This is a genomic window from Campylobacter sp. 2018MI34 (assembly GCF_016598975.1).
Taxonomy (GTDB): Bacteria; Campylobacterota; Campylobacteria; order Campylobacterales; family Campylobacteraceae; genus Campylobacter_D.
The window spans coordinates 1-21,157 of the sequence record NZ_JAENKS010000019.1; the positions used below are offsets into that span (position 1 = coordinate 1).

Consider the following 21,157-nt stretch of genomic DNA (forward strand, 5'->3'; position numbering starts at 1 on the left):
TAAATTAGATATTTTTTAATAAGAAGTAAAAGATATTTATTACATATTATTATAAAAACAAATAGTAAAAGATATCCATTTAAGTAAGTTAAGGTTATTATGTTAAATTAAAAAATGATATAAAAAGAAATAAAATGTAGTAGCATAAAAAGAAATATGGTAATTTTATTATTCTTAAATATAAAAAAGATTTAGCAAAGGATAAGATCTAGATTATAATTATATAAGGTTTTTTATATATTTTACACTATAAAGAAAACTTATATCTAGGATTTTAAATTATTAGATGAAAGATTATGAAAGAAGAACTTATTAAGTAATGGAATGTTTGAATTTGTTGGGAGGGGTATTTTTTATAAAAGGATAATTATTTTTGCAATATTTACTAGAGTAAAAAAGAGATTTTACTCAGTTAAATTAGTGATAAAAATGTTAGCTTACAAATTACAACAAAACAGATAAAGTTTTAAATCAATCTTTTAATATTAAAAATTAAATATTTATTGGATTGGTAAGAGTTTTAAAGATAATATAAAATTTTATAGTGGCGGACAGAGAGGGATTTGAACCCTCGAGACCCGTTAAGATCTGCACCCTTAGCAGGGGTGTGGTTTCAGCCACTCACCCATCTGTCCTTTAAAATGGGTATTATATATAAATTTGCTTAAAATTAGCCTTAATTAAAGACTTAAATAGGCTAATAAAAAAGTGATAAAAATACCCAGCAATAGCACATAAATTTGCTTTTTTCTATTTTTTTTACTTGCAAATAAAGTAATAAACAAGCCTGAAAAATAAAGAAAAAATAATGCACATCCAAAAGCTATTGAAAGTACAGAAAAATACCATGCTCCTTTATTTTTATGTAACATTATTAAATCACCCAATAAACTTCTTTTTTTAGTTGTAATTTTATATTCATTTTCATTTATCTTGAGGATACTTGCTTGATAATGCACTCCGCCAATACTGATGCTGTTATTTCTTTGATCTTTAAATATTTTTGTATTTGATGGAATACTTAAGTTATTTTCTTTTAAAAAATTAAGTAAAAAATTTCCTTGCTCTTCATCTTTTATAACTTGTTTAATTATATAATTTTCCTCTTTTATTCCAACATCTTGTTTAAAGCCAAAAATATATGCAATACCTGTAATAGAAAAAATAAATGCCATAGGTAAGAAAAATAAACTAATATAAATATGAATTTGTCTAAATAATTGATGCTTATTCATCATTTTCCTTTTTTTGTTTTTAATTTATTATAAAATAGGAGTATAAAATAAAAGTGAAATTTGGAATTTGGAAGATAAGGATAAAAATTTATCTTCCAAATTTTTTATTTTTTATCAACAATTTGATAATTGTAAGGTTTGATATTTTTATCGTTTTCTAAAAGCTCTTTTGGAGGATTTCCATTAATATTAGAATGTTTATAATATCTCTCTCCAGCTTTATGTCCATTAAGATCTGTTTTATAATAAATTTCTCCAGGATTTAATTTTTGAATATCTTCAAACCCTAAATTAGAAATTTTAAAATTATTTATTTTATTAGAAGTTGCAATTTCTACAAGTTTAGCTTGTCCAAGCCTTGCCATATCTACAGCTTGTAATAACATTCTTGATGCTTCTCTAGGATTGTGAAAACCTGTAGAGTTTTCAGCACCAACAAAATCTGCTCTCATTTGAGCTTTTCTATGAAGTTCTAAAACTTCTTTTAATTCATCGTTGATTTTTTGATTATTATTTTTATATTCTGGCATATTAGATAAGCTATCTCTTAGGGTTTTAATATCTTGAATAAGACTTACGATAGCATATTCAGCAGTTCTTAAATCATATGCTACTGAATTTTGAATATCTTTAATTTGTGTTTTTAGATAACTTTCGCTTTGAGTATGACAAGTTTTACAAGCTGAATTGATATCTTGTAAAGGTGAAGTGATATTATGTTGAGTAAGTTTTTTAGCACCTTTTCTAATATAAGGCATATGACAATCAGCACAGCTTACTCCATTAGCAGCATGAACTCCGCCACTATATAATTCACTTTCTGGATGTTGAATTTTAAGCATAGGCGCACCAGTTATCTTATGATCCCAATCTTTTGCAAATATAGAACGTACTTTTTCATAGTAATCATCAAACATTTCAATTCTAAATGGTTGTCCTTTTTTCCATTCTGCCCAAGGGAAAACTAACTCTAACCCATCAGCTTCAATTTCAATAGCTTTATTACCATCTCTCCAAGAATCAAATTCATCATATGTCTTTTGAGTTCCATCCCACCATTTTTTGGTATTATCATTTGCTATACTTTCGCCGATTACTTTTACTTTTGTTCCTGTTGGTTTAAAGTAGTATTCAACGTGACATTGAGAGCAAACAAGAGTCCTCATTTCTTCTCTAGTGGCTTTAATTCCTTGTATAGGATCTTTTTCATATCCTCTTGCAACTAAAGCATTAATGGCTGCAGGTCTGGTAAGTCTTAAACTCATATCATTTGGATTATGACAATCGGCACAAGTTACACCCATTCTTTTTCCACCATGTATACTTTCATGTTCTGGTATATTGGTAGGTGTAGTCATATTATCAGGAATATTTTTAATCATAGTCCAGTATTTGGTAGTATTAAAAGCAATCCAGTCATTTTTTGCAACATTTTTAATAAGCCAAGGAGTCCATCCACTATGGCAGTTCATACAAGCAGTTGGTTGTCCTTGAAATGCTTTATATCCATGCGCATTTAAAAAATCTTTATTATTTCTTGCTGTATCCATTTGATCAACTTGAACCCAGAAATGTCCTCTTTCTTCGTTTGCATCAAGAGCAAAAGGATAACCAGCCCAAAGTACAGTCAGTTGTGGATAACGTATAAGTTTAGAATAAGCTAAATTTCCACCATATTCTGTTGGAATTGGTTTTTCCTGTTCAACTTTTAAATACATATCTAAATGATCCGGAAAATTCTTTCCCCAAGTATCAAAAGTAGGGTTATCATCGCTTAATTCAACAAAATTTTTACTATCAATTCCACCTAAGCTTTCTTGCTGTTTTTTGCTTATATCGTTATTGAGCCAAAGAACTCCAGCAATTAAAATAATTAAAGTGATTATACCAGGGTATAAAACTTTTTTATTCATAATATTTCCTCCTAATAATTAAAATCCAAGTTTGTGTCCTACGCCACTATGGCAAGAAGCACAATTTAAAGCATTATTTGAATGATGGTTTGTTGTTGCATTTATTGCACTTGCTGCATAGTCTGCATGACAACGAATGCAATTATCCTGAACCATTTTTTTACTTTTTTCATTGGCACTAAGATTAGTCGGTAATTCATCAAGTTTAAATGTAAATGCATAAGCATGTCCTAGCCCACTTTGGGCTTTTGCAATCCATTTATTGATAAAATTATGTGGTAAATGACAATCAGAACAAGTAGCTCTTGGTTCCCCAGCAATTTTTTTAGAGTGAGGTCCTGCAAGATAGTCATTATAAACTTCATTCATAATATGGCAATTATTACAAGATTCACTAGCATTGCTTAGATAAGAGGTTCCTTTTGCATTATAGAAAGTATAAAAACCAATGATAAAAAAAGCTACAAGAAGAATTAGAAAAACATTAAAAAGATTTAAAAAAGGTTTTTTATGCTTCAAAAAAAATCTCCTTTAGAAATTGATAATAGGAAAATAAAAATTGGAATTTTAGCTAATATATATTTAATATTAATTTAAGGATATATTTACTCTTAATTAATCAAAAAAGATTTATTATTTTATTTTTTATTGAAATTTAGTAAAGTTTTTAATAAATTTATAATATTATTAAAATAAATATTATGCATTATAAAAAGGAGTTTTGAATGCAAATTAATCCTAGTATGTTTCTAAATAGAGAACTTTCTTGGCTTAAATTTAATTCTCGTGTTTTAGATCAATGTTCTAAAGACTTACCTTTACTTGAGAAATTAAAATTTATTGCAATTTATTGTACTAATTTAGATGAATTTTATATGATTAGAGTTGCAGGATTAAAACAACTTTTTTCTGCTGGGATCAATGCAAGTAGTAGCGATGAAATGACTCCTTTAAAGCAATTAAAAGAGATTCGAAAATATCTTCATCAAGAACAAAAACTTTTAGAAAAATATTTTATTCAAATTACTAAAGAACTTGAAAAAGAAAATTTATTTATTAAGTCTTATGAAAAACTTGATAAAAATTTAAAAGCAAAATGTGATGAATATTTTTTCTCTTATATTTTTCCTGTAATTGTTCCTATAGCAGTAGATGCTACGCATCCTTTTCCGCATTTAAATAATTTATCTTTTTCTTTGGTTGTTAAAATTTGTGATAAAAATAATCCTGAACTTATTAAATTTGGAATGATTAGAATTCCTAGAGTATTGCCAAGATTTTATGAAGTAAGTTCAAATATTTATGTTCCTATTGAAAGTATAGTAAATCCTCATATAGAAGATATTTTTCCAGGTTATAAACTTCTTTCTTCTGCGGCTTTTAGAGTTACAAGAAATGCTGATTTAGTTATAGAAGAAGAAGAAGCTGATGATTTTATGATGATTTTAGAACAAGGTTTAAAGCTTCGTAGAAAAGGTGCTTTTGTAAGACTTCAAATTCAGGAAAATGTAGATGAGCAGATTATGGAATTTTTAAATACTCATATGAAAATTTTTAATAAAGATGTATATGAGTATTCTATACTTTTAAATTTACCAGCACTTTGGCAGATTATTGAAAATAAAACTTTTACTCATCTTTTAAATCCTCTTTATACTCCAAAAGTATTGCCTCCTTTTAATGAAAATACTTCAATTTTTAATGCCATCGATAAAGAAGATATAATGATATTACAACCTTTTGAAAGCTTTGATCCTGTATATAAATTTATAAAAGAAGCAAGCAAAGACCCAGAGGTTATATCTATAAGAATGACACTTTATAGGGTTGAGAAAAACTCAAATATAGTTCAAGCTTTAATTGATGCTGCAAGTGATGGGAAACAAGTAACGGTTATGGTTGAGCTTAAGGCAAGATTTGATGAAGAGAATAATCTACATTGGGCTAAAGCTTTAGAAGATGCAGGTGCTCACGTGATTTATGGTATAACTGGATTTAAAGTGCATGCTAAAGTTTCACAAGTAATTAGAAAACATAATGAAAAGCTTAAATTCTATGTTCATTTAAGCACGGGAAATTATAATGCAAGTAGTGCTAAAATTTATACTGATGTAAGTTATTTTACTAGCAGAGAAGAATTTGCAAAAGATACAACCAGCTTTTTTCATATTCTTTCAGGGTTTAATAAAAATAGAACTTTAAAAACTTTAGCAATGAGTCCTAATCAAATTAAAGAAAAAATTCTTGAAATGATTCGTATAGAAAGCTTAAAAGAGCAAGAGGGTGAAATCATTGCTAAAATGAATTCTTTAGTTGATCCTGATATTATTAAAGCTTTATATGAGGCATCTATTAAAGGTGTTAAGATTGATCTTATTGTGCGTGGAATTTGTTGTTTAAGACCAGGTGAAACTTATAGTAAAAACATTAGAGTTAAAAGTATTGTTGGTAAATATTTAGAACACGCAAGAATATTTTATTTTAAACATAGTGAGCCAAATTATTTTATTTCAAGTGCTGATTGGATGCCTAGAAATTTAGAAAGGAGACTAGAGCTAATGTCTCCTATTTTTGATGAAAGAAGTAGAGCTAAGCTTTCTAAAATTTTACATTTACAGCTTGATGATAATATACTATCTTATGAGTTAAATAATGATGGAGAATATCATAAAATAATTCCTAAAAAAAATGAAAAACGTATTAATTCTCATACTATTTTAGAAGATTATGTAAGCAAAATTTATAAAACCTTAAAAAAAGATACAGATCAAAGTAAAGCAAAGTCATTAGCTATTAAACTTTTTAAAAATGATTAAATTTTTCAGTTTGATTTTAAAAAATTTAAAAGATTATTACAAGCTAAAGAAATTATTTTATAAGTTTCGTCAAAATTATGTGTAAACCAAGGGTCTGGAACTTCATCGTAGTTTAGTTCTTTTGCAAATTGAGTAAGTTTTAAAATTTTATTTTTTGTATTTTTAAAATCTTTTAAGACATTATTAAAATTAGAATTATCCATAACTACGATGTAATCATTGTTATCGCATATAGCTTGTGTTAGTTTTTTACTGATAAATCCATCTGCTTTAATGTTAGCTTTTTTAAGTTGTTCTTTTGTTTTTATGTGCATATCTTCTCCATCGTGATATCCAGAAGTTCCAGCACTTGTTACTTCTACAGATATGGTACTGTCTTTTTGAATTAAATCTTTCATAATAAATTCAGCCATAGGGGAACGACAAATATTTCCTAAACATACAAAACAAATTTTTTTCATTTTTTTCCTTTGTGTTTAATCTAATATAACTTGATATTTATGAACAAGTTGTTCAAAGCTAAAATTCAAATTGGCAGGTGAGCTTGAAGGAAGGGTTAAAATTCGAATATTAGGATAAGTTTCTTTTATAAAAGATTCTTGATATTTTTTAAATAAAGTAAAAGCTTTTTGACCTGTTATAGCTATTTTTTCAATTTTTGCTTTGTTTAGAATTTGACTTAAATCATTCATCTTCACAAAGCTTATGCTTTTATCATCTGAATTTTTAATTTTACAACTTTGTAAAACATCCCATAAGGCTATATGATGCATTTTTAGAAATTTTTTTTGAGTTTCGATGTTATTTAATGATTTTACTTGGTATAATTTTTCTAAAATTTTCCAAAAATGATTTCTTGGATGTTGATAATAAAATCCACTAAGTCTTGATTTTATAGAAGGAAAAGAGCCTAAAATTAGTATTTTTGAATTTTTATCAAAAAATGGCTCTAAAGGATGGGTGATAATATCATTCATTTACTAAATCTACGGAAATTTTTCCATTTTTGATTTCATTAATTTTAACTTTTATTTCATCACCAACATTAAGTGGATTTTTGATTTTAGAACTATGAAGTAGTCCATCTATACCATTTTTAAGTTCAATAAAAGCACCAAATGAAGCGACTTTTTTTACAACTCCTATAAATTCTTGATGAAGTTCAAATTCTGAAATATCTTTAAGGGCTTCCCTTTTCTTTCCTTTAATGATATTTAAGATGTATTCTTTAGCTAGTTTTATACATTCGTTATTACTGCTTGCAATTTTTATTTCACCCTTATCTCTATCAATATCAATACAAACATCAAATTTTTCAACAATTTCTTTGATTGTTTTTCCGCCTTGTCCTATGATATCAACAATTTTTGAAGGATCGATTTTAAATAATTCTAATTTTGGTAAAATTTCTTCATTGACTATAATATTTTCATTAGCCTTTTGCATAATATTAAGAATATGAATTCTTGCTTCTTTTGCTTGTACAAGAGCTTCTTTTAATATTTTTTTATCTATACCACCAAGTTTTATATCCATTTGTAGAGCAGTAATACCATTTTTATTTCCAGCTACTTTAAAATCCATATCTCCATCATGATCTTCTAAGCCCATAATATCAGTTAATATGGCATATTTGTCTTTTTCAAAAATAAGCCCCATAGCAACACCTGCTATAAGATCAATGCTTTGTACTCCAGCAGCTCTTAAAGCTAAAGATCCTCCACATACTGAAGCCATAGAACTTGATCCGTTGCTTTCTAAAATTTCGCTTACTAAGCGAATGACATAAGGATAATCTTCATTTATGCTTGGATAAAGAGCTCTTTTAGCTAAATTTCCATGCCCTAACTCTCTTCTACCAGGTGCTTTTATAGGACTTGCTTCTCCAACACTAAATCCTGGAAAATTATAATTAAACATAAAGCGCTCATTGATAGGATTTTTTTCTGTAAGTAAATCTATCATTTGTGCATCGTTATCATTGCCTAAAGTAGCTACTACAAGTGCTTGAGTTTGTCCTCTTGTAAAAAGACAGGATCCGTGTGCATTTGGTAAAATATTTGTTTCTATATCAATAGGACGCACTTCATCTAAAGCTCTTCCATCAGCTCTTTTTCTTTCATAAATAATTTGTTCCCTTATAATTTTTCTTTTAATCAGAAATAGGATATTTAAAATTTCTTCTTGATTCCATCCTTCATTGGAGTGAAAATTTAAGATTTTTTGAGAAATTTTATCAAGTTCGCTTACTCTTTCGCTTTTTGCCATTTGATTAATAGCATTTTTGATATCATCTAAATAGTTTTTTTCTATAAATTCAAAAAGCTCGTTATTTTCTATTTGTTCTTTTAATTCAATGTCAATTTCTTTTTTGTGTTTAGCAAAAGTCTTTTCATAAATACAAGATGCTTCATAAATTGCTTGTTGAGCTATTTCTAAAGCCTTTATTGTTTCATCTTCGCTTAATTCATTCATTTTTTGAATATTGTTGTCTTTACTTGGCAATGCTCTCATTTCTATCATTAAAAGTTCATCTTTTACACCAGATACATAAAGATCTAAAGAGCTTTTTTGAAGTTCTTGATTGTTTGGATTAAGAATAAATTCTTCATTAATTTTTGCAATACGTACTCCACATACTGGAGCTTTAATAGGAATCCCGCTTATATAAAGAGCAATACTTGCAGCATTTAGACTTATTACTTGCAAATCTGTTTCCTGATCAGCTGAAAGTATCATCAGAGTAATTTGTGTAGGATAAAGATAACCTTTTGGAAATAATGGTCTTAAACTTCTATCAATAATTCTTGCATTTAAAGTTTCTGTATCACTAGGTTTAGTTTCTCTTTTTACGTACCCGCCAGGGATTTTTCCTGCGGCATATGTTTTTTCAATATATTGAACCGTTAAAGGTAAAAAATCTTCTTCAACTTTTTTATCCTCTTTGGCAACAGTTGCTAAAACAACACTTTTTCCAACTTGCATTAAAACAGAACCTAGAGCTTGTTTAGCGACTTTATCTATATAAAAAGTTTCTAAATTTTTATTAATTTGTATATCATATTGCATTTGATTTCCTTTTTCTCCAAAAAGAGTATTAGTTATTTTTTTTAAAAATGAATTAAACAAAATAATCCTTTTAAATTTTATTTTCATTTTCTTGTAAAGAAAAGTCGTATTTAACTCCTCCTATAGGATAAAAGTTAAATACAAAATAAACACCACTTTGGTTTTTAGCGCTAATTCCTCCACTTGTAAGTTGAGGGTCAATTTTTTCTCTATAGACTAAGGAGTAATTCCAACATTTTCTTTGGTAAGTATATCCAATTTCCCACATATTAGCATGAGATCTTTGAGTATCAAGCCAAATTCCACCAAAAATATAATAATTTTGATTAAATTTATAATTAGCTTGTGTACTTATAAAGCTGTATTTTCCATATTCATCATTTTGATAAGCATGTGAAAAGTTCCAATTAAATTTAGGAATAACGCTAGTTTGTAATTGATTTAAAATTTTACTAAAACGATTTTGTAAATAAGAATATTTTATTTCATTATTAAAATTGATATAATCATTATAATAGTAAGTAAATAAATTTTCTATTTTATCAAATTTATCTTGGCGATTTAAATAATTAATATTAAAACGATGTTTAATTTTTTTCTCTCCAAGTTGATTGTAAAAATATTGTACTACATATAGTTTTGAGTTTTCTTCCTCATTTTCTGATTTGAGATAGTCTTCTGTTATGAAACCTGATTTTGCTCCAGGCAATAAATAATTAATTCCAAAATTTAGAGTATGAAAGAAATCATTATATGATTTTGATAGATCGGTGTATAAATTAAATTCATGGGTATTTTTAAAAAGATGCTCTTTGCTTTTTTGAGGATCTTGAGCATAATTAACAAAAGAGGCATAAAAATTTTCAGTAAAAGTAAAATGCAAAAAGTCATTAAAGAAAACATCGTGATAAGAAAAAGGCAGAGTTAAATTTAGTTGATTGGCATAAGGCCCTACTTGTCTATAATAATTATGAAAAGATGCATCAAAAGAATAACGAATATTTTCTCCCCATAAGGAATTTAAAAATCTATGATATTGAAAAGATGGATATTCTTGTAAAGTATCTTTATTATTTACTTTTGAAGTATCAATATAGTATTTTGCATAAGCTCCGTAAAAATTATTTTCATCTGCTAAAAAATAGTTAATTTTTGATGTAACAAGTGAAGTTAAATCATTGTAATTGCTAGGACCAAGATTAAAGTAATCTATATCATTAAGATAGGTTACATCTATCCATAAACTTTCTTGAAAATTATCTCCAAGCAAGCCTTTAATAAGATTATTCCTTAAATATTTTAATTCTATACCCCCGTGAGTTTGATTTTTTAAATTTTCTTTAAGATAATATTGTTTTTTTTCTCTGAAAAGACCAAAATTTAAATTCCCCATAGAATATAAAGAATCCACAAATCTTAAATCAGAATATAAACCAAAACCTCTTTTTGTTCTAATTTGAGGATTTAATTCTAAATCCCAATTATCTTTATAAGTTATATAGATTGGTTGCCTATAATAAAGTCCTTCATTCTTTTTTAAAACAATTTGAGGGATAAGTAATCCACTTTGTCTATGTGTATCTGCACTAAAACCAAAATAGGGCAAATAAAAAATTGGAATACCTTTAACATATAATTTTGCATTATAAAGATGAATAAAATTGCTTTTTCTATTAAGCCATCCATCGCTAAAACGAATTTCCCAATCAGGATCTTCAACATTGCAGCTTGAGACACTAGAAATATGACTTTCAAATTTATTGTTACTTAAATAGCTATTTTTGCTTTGAAACCATACTTCAAGATTATTATTAGAAAAAAAGAAATTTTGAAATTTTGCTTCATCGGTATTGAGTTTAATTTTGGCATAATTTGAATGCAAGCGTTCATTTTGTCCTCTTAGAACATTTACATCGCCAAAAAGCTCTACTTCTTGATTTGTTTCGTTATAAATTGCTTTATTTGCAGTAATAAAATAAAAATCAGAAAAAATAACAACATCTTTACTTGCGGTAATTATATTTTTTTCTTTTTTTACATCTAAAGCATAGATATTTACTTCTACTGCATTAAGAATAAAAGTACTTCCTAAAAGCAAGAAAATCTTACGCAGCATTAACAACAATTGTCCTTGCTATGTAATCTTCCCAAGTTTTACGTAAATTATTTCCTAGAGCCCATGCAAAACCTAACATAAAAGCCATATCGCTTATTTGTCTTATGGCAGATCTTATGCAGCTTTGTTTTAGCGTTGGTTTATCAAATAAATCTTCATCTATAATTATAATTTTGCAAACCATTTTCCCTAAGCTTGCTCCATACATATAAGTAAAGAGGGTATGATAAAAAAAATGAAGGAGTATAAAACCTAACGAGAAATTTCCTAAAATTTGTGTTATTTCAAATGCATCTTTTGCCATAGAAAATTGATTATAAAATATAATAAAAACTATGAAAGATAAAATTATATTATCTATTAAATAAGCCAATGCTCTTTTATAGAAACTAGCAATTTCTAAATTTTCACGTTCAAGTTTATCAAATAAATCTTCTTTCATTGTTTAAAAGCCCAAAATCCAATATCTTTTCTAAATTGTTTTCCTTCAAAATGAATATTATCACATAATTCATAAGCTTTTTGCTTGGCGTCATTAAGATTCTTACCTAAACCAACGCATACTAGAATACGACCTCCATTTGCCATAAGCTTATCGTTTTCTAAGCTAACTCCAGCATAAGAAATATGAGAGTTTTTGGGAATATTTTTTATGATAATTTCACTTTTTTCTGAATTTTTATAGGGGTAATTTTTACTCGCGCAAACTACTCCTATAGCAAATTCATCTTTTAAATCAAGTCTTACATCTTTTAAACGTTTTTGAGTTGAAGCTAAAATAAGCTCAAGGGGATTTTTAATTAAAGGCATTAAAACTTCACATTCTGGATCTCCAAAACGCACATTAAATTCCAAAACATAAGGTTCGTTTTTCACTATCATTAAGCCTATAAAAAGAACTCCATAAAATTCCTTATTCTCTTTTTTCATTCCTTCTAGGGTTGGTATAATAATATCTTTTTTAATTTTTTCTAAAAGTTCTTCATTGGCCAAATGGCTTGGAGCATAAGCACCCATACCTCCAGTATTTGGTCCTTTATCTCCATCTAAAAGTTTTTTATGATCTTGTGCTACAGGTAAAAGAATAAAATCATTCCCATCGCAAATAGCAAAAACACTAAGTTCATATCCTTCTAAAAACTCTTCAATAACTATAGATTTCCCAGCATCGCCAAAGCTTTCTCCGCTGAGCATTTTTTTACTTTCACTTATTGCTTCTTCGTGTGTTAAAGCAATGATTACACCTTTTCCAGCACATAGACCATCTGCTTTTATAACAATAGGTAGAGTTAATTTTTGTATGAAACTTTTAGCTTCGTCTAAATTGCTGGTAGTTAAAAATTTTGCAGTTTTAATATTGTATTTATTTAAAAAATTTTTCATAAAAATTTTAGAGCTTTCAAGCATTGCTGCAGCTTTTGTTGGTCCAAAAATAGCTAAATTATTTTTTTTAAAAATATCAACAACTCCCTTTGCTAAAAAATCTTCACTTCCTACTATACAAAGATCTATTTTATTTTCTTTGACATAATTTACAAGTTCATTAATATCTTTAGTATCTAAGTTAATCCCAAGATTTTGAGTAGCTCCATTACCAGGAGAAAAATACAAATCTAAATTTTTTGTAGTTTGTTTTAAAGCTAAAGCTATGGAGTATTCTCTTGCACCACTGCCTAAAATTAATATTTTCATATATCTCCTTAAAACCTAAACAGCTAACTTTAAACGACTCCAAGAAGTCAAGAGAACCGCTAGATAATTTTTAAAGGCTGCAACTTCTCGTTTTAACTTAAAAAACTCAAACGAAGCCACAGACACAGTAAATTATACATTCACAGTTAAATATTTTTTGTTGAATCTTTAAATGCTATACTGCTTAGGCTTTGAAATTATAGCGGTATTTAACTTAAAAATTTATAGTTAAATAAGTTTAAATTTTGTTTTTCCTGTTTTATCAAAGTGTTTTCCTTCTAGTATAATATCTGCAGCACTATCCCAAATATGTTTTTCATCAATATAAACTATATCAAAAGTATTATCTCTCATTAAGGATTGGTAATTAACTTTTTTTGGGGCATATTTTACAAGATAATAAGGATTTAAAGAAAAAATTTCAATTTTAATTTTGCAAAGCAAATCAAGATCTGAGGTAACGACTAAAAATTTTTTTCTTTGTTCTTTGGAAATTTTTTGAATATAAAGTAAAAGTTTGTGATCAAAAGGATTAAGTGCTGATTTATTAAGGCGACTTAAATAGTGTTCAGCAAAGGATAAGGAACAAAAAGAATTTTCTATATTACTTCTTGTAAAATACGAGTTTTTTACTCCCGATGATTTTAAAGAAAGTTTCCAAATTTTCATATCCATAATGGTTGCACATAAATTAAGTCCTGTTATAATCTTTGAAAAAAGTTTTTCTTTAGATAATTTAAAAGCATTTTCAAAAATACTTAAATTTTTTTTATAAAAATCTTCTTTAATGGCAATGAGACGTTTAAGCGAGGTTTTGTAATACTCATTTTCTTTTTGAAGTTTTTCTAAGCGTTCTTGTTTAGCTTTAGCTTTTTCAGGATTGATATTGGCTTTTGAATTTAATTCAAGATTGAGATTTTTAATTTGAGATTCTAGGGAAGCTGAACGATTTGTTCTTGTATCTATAGTGGCAAGAAGCGCTTGATAATGACACTGAAGTGATAAAAATGTTTCATTGAAAATTTTATTAATATTAAACATTTTATGTTTATCTTTCATATCTGTATAGGAATTCTCAAGATGCATTATTATACTTTTTAAAACACTAAATTGTGTTTGATCTATAGAATTGTCCATAAAAATTAAAGTATCAAGAGCTTTGTTTAAAAAACGCTTTATGATAATATAGTCCAAAATACATGGAATTTCTTTTTCATCTTGAATGTTAGATTTTAAAGCTTCTACAGAAAGAATTTCTCCTGAAAAATATTTTTGTATAGCTTGGGGTATAGTAAAAGAAAGAGGAATTTTTTCTATAGTGTCATAATCTGTATTGCGATAAAGTTCTGTTACATATGCACTTCTACGAGTATTTTGCAAATCTTCAAGCTCATCATCATTATCTGTTTTCCAAAAGTCATTTTCAGTAATAAAATCACCTTCTTTAAATTCTTGAAATTTAGAAGGGCGAATTCCGGTAATAGTTTTGCCATCTGAGCGAAACTCTACTAGCATTCCAGCACTTGGCATACTTCTTTTATCACTCCAAATTTGGCGGTTAAACTCAAAAAATATTTTAGCTGAATTAGTTACAGTTCCACGTCCTGTTGAATCCATATAAATTGCTATTTTTCCGTGCATACTTCTTCCTTGAAAATTCTCATAAGATTCTAACTTTATTTTTATAAAATTTATATAATAAATATAAAAGTTTATCTTTAATTTTAATATGAATGTATTAAAATTAAAGATAAACTAGAATGATTTCAAATATAACTTATTGCTTATATAATTATAAGATGTAAGAAAAAAAGAGAGCATATAAATTTTTATTTAAAATTTTTGATATTTTAAAAAATATCAAAAATTATTTTTTAGAAATATTTATTCCCATTCTATTGTTGCAGGTGGCTTACTAGAAATATCATAAACAACGCGGTTTATTCCATGTACTTCATTAATAATACGCCTACTAATATTTTCTAAAATTTCATAAGGCAAATGAGAGAAGGTAGCCGTCATTCCATCACTTGCATTAACAACTCTTATGCAAATTGCATTATCATAAGTACGATTATCGCCCATAACACCCACGCTTTTAACATTTAAAAGCACGCAAAATGCTTGCCAAGTCTTATCATACCAACCCGTGCTTTTTAATTCTTCAATTAGAATAATATCTGCTTTACGCAATAAATCTAAACTTTCTTTATTAACTTCTCCCATAATGCGTATAGCAAGACCAGGTCCTGGAAATGGATGACGGAAAACAACATCCTTGTTGAGTCCTAATTCAAGTCCTAAAGCACGCACTTCATCTTTGAAAATTTCTTTTAAAGGTTCTATGAGTTTTAGATTCATTTTTTCTGGAAGTCCTCCTACATTATGATGGCTTTTAATAGTTTTACTTGCTCCTACAACAGAACTTTCTATGATGTCTGTATAAAGTGTTCCTTGTGCAAGATATTTAACATCATTATGTTTTTTAGCTTCTTTTTCAAAAACCTCTATAAAAGTATTGCCTATAATTTTTCTTTTTTGTTCAGGATCAATTATACCTTTTAGACGACTTAAAAATATTTCACTTGCATCTATACTAATAAGCGGAATATTTAAAGTATTTTTAAACATAAATTCCACTTGTTCTTTTTCTTTGGATCTTAAAAGGCCATTATCTACAAAAACAACAATAAGTTGTTCTTTGATGGCATTAGCGAGTAAGGCAGCTACTACACTGCTATCTACCCCTCCACTTACTGCGCAAAGAACTTTATCATTGCCTACTTCTTCTTGAATTTTAAGGATTTGAGATTTGGCAAAAGAACCCATATTCCAAATACTTTCACAATTACAAGCATATTTAGCAAAATTTTTGAGTATACTTTTTCCAAATTCGCTATGTTGGACTTCGGGGTGAAATTGTAAAGCAAAGAATTTACGTTTTTCATCAGCAAAAACACAAAAAGGACTATTTTCACTTGTAGCTAAAACTTCAAAACCTTCTGGGAGATTTTCTACCTTATCAGAGTGACTCATCCATACAATTTGTTTTTTAGGTAAATTTTTAAATAAAGCACTATCTTTTTTAATTTCTATACTTGCTTTTCCGTATTCTTTATGTCCTGCTGGCATAACATTAGCTTTAAAATGATGAGCCATAAGTTGCATTCCATAACAAATTCCAAGTATAGGTAAATTTAGATCAAAAATACCCTTATCGCAAAAATAAGCATCTGTTGCATAAACGCTAGCAGGACCTCCGCTTAAAATAATACCTTTAGGTTCTTTAGCTTTTATATCAGTTAAGCTTACATTAAAAGGTAGGATTTCTGTATAAACACCTTGTTCTCTCAATCTCCTTGCAATTAATTGTGTGTATTGAGAGCCAAAATCTAATACTAGAATATAATCTTTTTTCATTATTACCACCTATTTAAATTTTCATATTTTTTAATACTTTTAATAGATTTATTTTGATCATAGCTTATATACTCAGGATTATCTTTATAACCACAAGCACTTAAAAATATTAAGAAAAAAAATGTTAAAATTATTTTATGAAGAAAATTAAAAGTGTTAATGTTATTATAAATGATATGATAAGCCTTCATCATTATAAACCCTTAAAAAATTTTATCCTCTATAAAGAATTTTTAAAACTAATGGATCTAAAGCATCAGCATTTAATTTCAAAAATCTTTATTCATAACAATATTTTAAATATTGTTACTTTTCATTCCGTTGGATATCAAGATTTAAACAATGATGATACCAAAAATAATATTAAAGTTCTTATAAAAATTTTTACAAAAAGATTTTTAAACACTCCATTTGATAAAGTCAATACTATCAAAATTTTTTCTCAGCGTTATAGGGAAAAACAAAATTTTATACAAGATGAAAAAAAAACATCTTATGTTGAACTTTCAAAAGCTCAATTTAAAAATCCTTTTAAAAATAAAAAATTATATACACAATTTGAAGAATTAAGAGCAAAAATCAATGATTTATGACGAGTTAAAAACTTTACCCAAAAGCTCAGGAATTTATCAGTATTTTGATAAAAATGGCAAACTTTTATATGTAGGGAAAGCTAAAAATTTAAAAAATCGTGTAAGATCTTATTTTACTTTTACACCTTTTTTTGCTCCAAATCCTAGAAATTCATTAAGAATTCAAAAAATGATTAAAGAAGCCATACATTTAGAATTTATAACCACAAATTCAGAAGCTGATGCTTTGATTTTAGAGAATTCTTTTATCAAACAACTTCATCCAAAATATAATATTTTGCTAAGAGATGATAAAACTTATCCTTATATTTATGTAGATTTTAATGAAGAATTTCCAAGATTTCAAAGCACGAGAAAATTAATTAAAAAAAATAAAATTAAATATTTTGGACCTTTTTTTAAGGGCGTGAAAGAACTTTTAAATGCTCTTTATTATTATTATCCTTTAAGACAAAAGAATTCTTGTAAAAGCCCTTGTCTTTTTTATCAGATTAGTCGCTGCAAAGCTCCTTGTGCTAATTTGATTTCAAAAAATGAATATGAAAAAATTTTAAATGAGGCGACTAATGCTTTATTAAATCCTAGTATTTTGGTTAAAAATTTAGAAAAACAAATGTTACATTTAGCTCAAAATGAAAATTATGAAGAAGCCGCTAAGATTAGAGATCAAATTGCTACTATTAAAGATTTAGAAACTAAAATACAAATTGATCTTGCAAAATTAGAAGATTTTGAAGTTTTTGCTATCGCTTATGAAAATAACTTGCTTTCTCTTTTGCGTTTTGTAATTCAAAATGGTAAAGTAATTGGATCAAATCATAAAGTAGTTATTCTAAAAGATGATATGTTTGATAAAAATGGAATTTATAAACAATTTATTTTGGAAAATTTTAGCAATGATATACCTATTATTTCAAACCAAATTTATGTTTATGAAGAATTTGAAGATTTAAAACTTCTTGAAGAATTGCTTTGCAAAAGATTTTCAAAAAAAATTAGTATAAAAAATCCAAAAATAGGCGAAAAAAGGAAAATTTGTAATTTAGCATATCAAAATGCTTTAATTAATATAAATTCTTATAAGAAAAATAATTCTTTTGAAATTTTAAATGAATTAAAAATATATTTTGAGCTCGAGAATTTTCCAAATTGTATAGAAGTATTTGATAATTCTCATTTGCAAGGTTCAGCTATAGTAGGAGCTATGGTTTGTTATAAGCAAGATGGATGGGATAAGCAAAAATATAAAAGATTTCATCTTCATTATAAAAATGATTATGAACAAATGAAAGAAGTATTAACAAGAAGAGCAAAAGATTTTGATAAAAATCCACCACCTGATTTATGGTTGATTGATGGAGGAAAAACTTTGCTTGATTTAGCAAAAGCTATAGTTGAAAGTAGTGGAGTAAATATTGATATTCTAGCTATTTCAAAAGAAAAAATTGATTTTAAATCTCATAGAGCAAAAGGCGGAGCAAAAGATAAAATTCATTCTATAAAAGGAGAATTTTCTTTAAGCATTGATGATAAAAAGTTGCAATTTTTGCAAAAATTAAGAGATGAAGCACATCGTTTTGCTATAAGTTTTCATCAAAGAATTAAAAGAAAACAAGATTTAGAAAGCTCAAAACTTCTTAATTTAGGTTTAAGTGAGGCAAATATACAAAAACTACTTCATTATTTTGGAAATTTTGAAAATATTTATAAGGCAGATTTTAATGAGCTTAGCCTTATTTGTAATAAAAAAATTGCACAAAAAATTAAAAATATTTAATTTTCTATATTTGTTCTAAAATTGATAGCGCGATGCAGTGAAATAAAGTCTACATTTTCTAAATTTACGCCACTTGGGATACCTTGTGCTATTTTGCTAAATTTTAAATTTAGATTTTTTAGTTTTTCTTCTATAAAAAAAATCATAGTATCTGAGTTTATACTATGAGTGAAAGCGAAAATAAGCTCTTTGGTATTATTTTTTTTTATCATAGAAATAAGTTTTTGAATGGTTTCTTCTTCTAAGTTTTCTAAAACAAAATAAAATCCATTATAACTATTGCTTTCTTCGATGATTAAGACATCTTTAGGACTTTGTATAATACAGATTAAATCTTTTTGACGATTTTCATCAATACAAATATCACAAAGTTCATTTTCGCTTAAAGCACCACATTGTGCACAAGGTTTAATAAAGCGCAAAGCATTTTCTATATTATGTGCAAGTTTCATACCTTCTAAATGATTACTTGTGCAAATATAATAAGCTAGGCGAATTGCAGTTTTTTTTCCTATTGTAGGAAGTGATGCAAAACTTTCTACAAGATTGTTAAATTTTTCTATGCCTTTAATTGCCATTTTTTGTTTTTTCTCCAAAAAATACCATAAAGCAGTGTTTCCCTTTTTCATAATTGTAGATTAATTCAAAATTATGAAGCTTGCAAACTTCATAAACTATATAAAGACCAAGTCCCATTCCTCCAACTTTTTCATATTTTTCTCTTGAAAAAGCTTTAAAATAGTATTCAATAGGCTGACTTAATTTTTTTCCAGGATTTTTAATTACAAAAGAATCTTTATAGCATTCTAATTTACAAGTTCCATCATCGGAATATTTAAGTGCATTATCAAGCATATTTTTTAGTATTAAAGAGAAAATTTCAAGATCAACATTTAAAAAAGGATCTGAATATAATTTTATATTAATAACTCTATCCAAATCATCGCGCATTAGATAAATTTTAGCTTCATTTAATATCACGCTAAATTGATTTTGCGTGATATTAAGATTATAATTTTTGGAAAATAAACTTTCCATTTTTGCAAATTCGTTAATTAAAAGGTCAAGTCTTATAAAAATATCATTTAAACGATCTTTTTGTTTAAAATCTTTAATCATTTCAGTAATAATTCTTCCCTTACCTATAGGAGTTTTAAGTTCGTGCATAATAGTTCTTAAAAAAAGTTGTCTTGATTCTATAAGCTCTTGATTTTTTTTAAAAGCTTTTTCAAATTCAAAAGCAATTTTTCCTACTTCATCATCTTGATAGTTTTCAAATTTAGGTTTTTTTCCGTTACTAACTTCTGCAATTTGCATACGAAGTTTTTTTAATGGTTCTAAAGATTTTAAAACAGAAAGATACATAAAAATAACTAAAAAAGAAAAAAAGAAAAATCCTGCCAATAAAAGATTATATACTCTATTGTTTACACTTTGTTCAAATAAAGCATTAGATGAATTTTTACATTGCATATCTAAATAAAGATTATTGTTGTAAAACAAAGAATAAAGATTACAATAATCTCCATCTTGCATAAAAGCAACTTTTCCTTCTTTACGAATGAGTTTTGCAAGTTGATTATTTTTAATCATATTAAAACCACTATTGATTAAATATTTTTTTAAATCGGTATCAACTTCATTTTTATAATTGCTCAATAAACTTTTAATTAAATTTTCTTGTTTGAAACTTTCTTCTTTGTTATAAATATTACCTTCAACTTTTAAAAGAAAAATAAAAAGAACACATACTAAAAAGAAAGTTACAATAAACAAAATAATTAATTTTGTATTAATGGAGTAATTTTTAATCATCCTATAAGTTTATATCCTATTCCTCTAACTGAAAAAATATGTTTAGGTGATTTTGAACTATCTCCTATTTTGACTCTTAATCTTCCTATAATCACATCTAAACTTTTAGAATCTTTATCTTTTAAATTTTTACAACGACTAACAAGTTGCTCCCTTGATATTGAGTATCCATTTTGCTGGATAAGATATTCTAAAATTTCATATTCTGCAGGAGTTAGAGTTAAAACTTGATTGTTATAAGTAATTTCGTGCTTTTTTTCATCAATTTTAAAGGCAGAGTTTAAATTTTCTGTAGAACTTTGCTTATCAATTCTTTTGGCACGACGGATAAGACTGATAATTCTTGCATACATCTCCTTTGGATCATAAGGTTTTGGCAAATAATCATCAGCTCCAATTTGAAGTCCTACAACTTTATCACTTAAATCTCCTCTTGCTGAAGATATGATAATAGGAATATGACTTTTTTGTCTTATTTCTTTACAAATTTCTAAACCATCAATTTGAGGTAAAGTTAAATCTAAAATCAAGCAATCATAATTTTGAATCCCAGCTTCTAAAGCTAAACGTGGATTTTCAAAATTAGTAATTTTTATATTAAACTGAGCTAAATATTCAGATAACAATTGTGCAAAATCAGGATCATCTTCTATCATTAAAACATTAATCATTGCTTTTCCTTAATTTTTAATGTAATTTTATTTAAATTAT

Annotated in this window: 17 protein-coding genes and 1 tRNA gene; 3 read left to right on the forward strand and 15 right to left on the reverse strand. The window is 26.8% G+C overall.

Translation table 11 applies throughout. The features are described from left to right. Positions 1–545 precede the first annotated feature (545 nt). The 4 genes from JG676_RS05810 to nrfH all read right to left on the reverse strand — a co-directional run bounded on the left by JG676_RS05810 (position 546) and on the right by nrfH (position 3,667). A tRNA-Ser gene (locus tag JG676_RS05810) sits at positions 546–635 on the reverse strand. A 45-nt stretch (positions 636–680) separates the two neighbouring features. Beyond that, complete coding sequence (locus JG676_RS05815; protein ID WP_200169554.1) at positions 681–1,238, reverse strand: hypothetical protein; 558 nt, start codon at positions 1,236–1,238, stop codon at positions 681–683. Positions 1,239–1,339: 101 nt separating this feature from the next. After that, positions 1,340–3,148, reverse strand: coding sequence for an ammonia-forming cytochrome c nitrite reductase subunit c552 (locus tag JG676_RS05820; protein ID WP_200217607.1), 1,809 nt, complete (start codon positions 3,146–3,148; stop codon positions 1,340–1,342). 18 nt (positions 3,149–3,166) lie between these two features. Beyond that, positions 3,167–3,667: a cytochrome c nitrite reductase small subunit gene (nrfH, locus tag JG676_RS05825; RefSeq protein WP_200169547.1), complete on the reverse strand. Its 501-nt coding sequence runs from the start codon at positions 3,665–3,667 to the stop codon at positions 3,167–3,169. Positions 3,668–3,873: 206 nt separating this feature from the next. On the opposite strand from nrfH, the gene JG676_RS05830 reads away from it, so the two are divergent. After that, positions 3,874–5,964 carry an RNA degradosome polyphosphate kinase gene (locus JG676_RS05830; protein ID WP_200217608.1) on the forward strand — a complete coding sequence of 697 codons (2,091 nt, stop codon included), beginning with the start codon at positions 3,874–3,876 and terminating at the stop codon, positions 5,962–5,964. Between the two features lie 5 nt (positions 5,965–5,969). Here JG676_RS05830 and JG676_RS05835 read toward each other — a convergent pair whose 3' ends face one another. The 8 genes from JG676_RS05835 to guaA form a co-directional block, all read right to left on the reverse strand. Then, positions 5,970–6,425 (reverse strand): low molecular weight protein-tyrosine-phosphatase, encoded by a 456-nt coding sequence (locus tag JG676_RS05835; RefSeq protein WP_200169545.1) that lies wholly within the window; start codon positions 6,423–6,425, stop codon positions 5,970–5,972. A gap of 15 nt (positions 6,426–6,440) precedes the next feature. Continuing rightward, a complete protein-coding gene (locus JG676_RS05840; protein WP_200217609.1) occupies positions 6,441–6,941 on the reverse strand; it encodes a DNA-deoxyinosine glycosylase in 501 nt (166 codons plus the stop codon). Continuing rightward, the gene (locus JG676_RS05845; protein ID WP_200217621.1) at positions 6,934–9,033 is read right to left on the reverse strand and encodes a polyribonucleotide nucleotidyltransferase; all 2,100 of its coding nucleotides are present in this window, start codon (positions 9,031–9,033) and stop codon (positions 6,934–6,936) included. Before JG676_RS05845 ends, JG676_RS05840 begins: the two co-directional genes overlap by 8 nt. A 70-nt stretch (positions 9,034–9,103) precedes the next feature. Then, positions 9,104–11,149: an LPS-assembly protein LptD gene (locus JG676_RS05850; protein WP_200217610.1), complete on the reverse strand. Its 2,046-nt coding sequence runs from the start codon at positions 11,147–11,149 to the stop codon at positions 9,104–9,106. After that, positions 11,139–11,591: an RDD family protein gene (locus JG676_RS05855; RefSeq protein ID WP_200217611.1), complete on the reverse strand. Its 453-nt coding sequence runs from the start codon at positions 11,589–11,591 to the stop codon at positions 11,139–11,141. Before JG676_RS05855 ends, JG676_RS05850 begins: the two co-directional genes overlap by 11 nt. Further along, positions 11,588–12,841, reverse strand: coding sequence for a phosphoribosylamine--glycine ligase (gene purD / locus JG676_RS05860; RefSeq protein ID WP_200217612.1), 1,254 nt, complete (start codon positions 12,839–12,841; stop codon positions 11,588–11,590). Before purD ends, JG676_RS05855 begins: the two co-directional genes overlap by 4 nt. 228 nt (positions 12,842–13,069) lie before the next feature. Then, positions 13,070–14,482, reverse strand: a complete 1,413-nt coding sequence (locus JG676_RS05865) for a hypothetical protein (RefSeq protein WP_200217613.1) — start codon at positions 14,480–14,482, stop codon at positions 13,070–13,072. A 243-nt stretch (positions 14,483–14,725) separates the two neighbouring features. Further along, positions 14,726–16,261: a glutamine-hydrolyzing GMP synthase gene (guaA, locus tag JG676_RS05870; protein WP_200217614.1), complete on the reverse strand. Its 1,536-nt coding sequence runs from the start codon at positions 16,259–16,261 to the stop codon at positions 14,726–14,728. A 137-nt stretch (positions 16,262–16,398) separates the two neighbouring features. Here guaA and JG676_RS05875 point away from each other — a divergent pair, with 137 nt between their 5' ends. Then, complete coding sequence (locus tag JG676_RS05875; RefSeq protein WP_200217615.1) at positions 16,399–16,854, forward strand: hypothetical protein; 456 nt, start codon at positions 16,399–16,401, stop codon at positions 16,852–16,854. Beyond that, positions 16,844–18,631 carry an excinuclease ABC subunit UvrC gene (gene uvrC / locus JG676_RS05880; RefSeq protein WP_200217616.1) on the forward strand — a complete coding sequence of 596 codons (1,788 nt, stop codon included), beginning with the start codon at positions 16,844–16,846 and terminating at the stop codon, positions 18,629–18,631. Before JG676_RS05875 ends, uvrC begins: the two co-directional genes overlap by 11 nt. Here the strand turns inward: uvrC and recR are convergent. From recR to JG676_RS05895, 3 genes are read right to left on the reverse strand one after another with little or no spacing between them, the layout of a single operon-like run. After that, positions 18,628–19,209: a recombination mediator RecR gene (gene recR / locus JG676_RS05885; RefSeq protein WP_200169553.1), complete on the reverse strand. Its 582-nt coding sequence runs from the start codon at positions 19,207–19,209 to the stop codon at positions 18,628–18,630. The genes uvrC and recR overlap by 4 nt on opposite strands. Next, the gene (locus JG676_RS05890) at positions 19,199–20,446 is read right to left on the reverse strand and encodes an ArsS family sensor histidine kinase (RefSeq protein WP_200169535.1); all 1,248 of its coding nucleotides are present in this window, start codon (positions 20,444–20,446) and stop codon (positions 19,199–19,201) included. The genes recR and JG676_RS05890 overlap by 11 nt, the downstream gene beginning before the upstream one ends. Further along, complete coding sequence (locus JG676_RS05895) at positions 20,443–21,117, reverse strand: response regulator transcription factor (RefSeq protein ID WP_200169534.1); 675 nt, start codon at positions 21,115–21,117, stop codon at positions 20,443–20,445. Before JG676_RS05895 ends, JG676_RS05890 begins: the two co-directional genes overlap by 4 nt. Positions 21,118–21,157: the final 40 nt, after the last annotated feature.

Excerpts from the sequence above, each read along its gene's own strand:
- JG676_RS05850 (WP_200217610.1), bottom strand. The coding sequence starts at position 11,149 with ATGCTGCGTAAGATTTTCTTGCTTTTAGGAAGTACTTTTATTCTTAAT.
- JG676_RS05830 (WP_200217608.1), top strand. The coding sequence starts at position 3,874 with ATGCAAATTAATCCTAGTATGTTTCTAAATAGAGAACTTTCTTGGCTT.
- JG676_RS05865 (WP_200217613.1), bottom strand. The coding sequence starts at position 14,482 with ATGCACGGAAAAATAGCAATTTATATGGATTCAACAGGACGTGGAACT.
- guaA (WP_200217614.1), bottom strand. The coding sequence starts at position 16,261 with ATGAAAAAAGATTATATTCTAGTATTAGATTTTGGCTCTCAATACACA.
- JG676_RS05840 (WP_200217609.1), bottom strand. The coding sequence starts at position 6,941 with ATGAATGATATTATCACCCATCCTTTAGAGCCATTTTTTGATAAAAAT.
- JG676_RS05845 (WP_200217621.1), bottom strand. The coding sequence starts at position 9,033 with ATGCAATATGATATACAAATTAATAAAAATTTAGAAACTTTTTATATA.
- JG676_RS05835 (WP_200169545.1), bottom strand. The coding sequence starts at position 6,425 with ATGAAAAAAATTTGTTTTGTATGTTTAGGAAATATTTGTCGTTCCCCT.
- JG676_RS05875 (WP_200217615.1), top strand. The coding sequence starts at position 16,399 with ATGAAGAAAATTAAAAGTGTTAATGTTATTATAAATGATATGATAAGC.
- JG676_RS05895 (WP_200169534.1), bottom strand. The coding sequence starts at position 21,117 with ATGATTAATGTTTTAATGATAGAAGATGATCCTGATTTTGCACAATTG.
- JG676_RS05890 (WP_200169535.1), bottom strand. The coding sequence starts at position 20,446 with ATGATTAAAAATTACTCCATTAATACAAAATTAATTATTTTGTTTATT.
- uvrC (WP_200217616.1), top strand. The coding sequence starts at position 16,844 with ATGATTTATGACGAGTTAAAAACTTTACCCAAAAGCTCAGGAATTTAT.
- recR (WP_200169553.1), bottom strand. The coding sequence starts at position 19,209 with ATGGCAATTAAAGGCATAGAAAAATTTAACAATCTTGTAGAAAGTTTT.
- JG676_RS05815 (WP_200169554.1), bottom strand. The coding sequence starts at position 1,238 with ATGATGAATAAGCATCAATTATTTAGACAAATTCATATTTATATTAGT.
- purD (WP_200217612.1), bottom strand. The coding sequence starts at position 12,841 with ATGAAAATATTAATTTTAGGCAGTGGTGCAAGAGAATACTCCATAGCT.
- JG676_RS05855 (WP_200217611.1), bottom strand. The coding sequence starts at position 11,591 with ATGAAAGAAGATTTATTTGATAAACTTGAACGTGAAAATTTAGAAATT.
- JG676_RS05820 (WP_200217607.1), bottom strand. The coding sequence starts at position 3,148 with ATGAATAAAAAAGTTTTATACCCTGGTATAATCACTTTAATTATTTTA.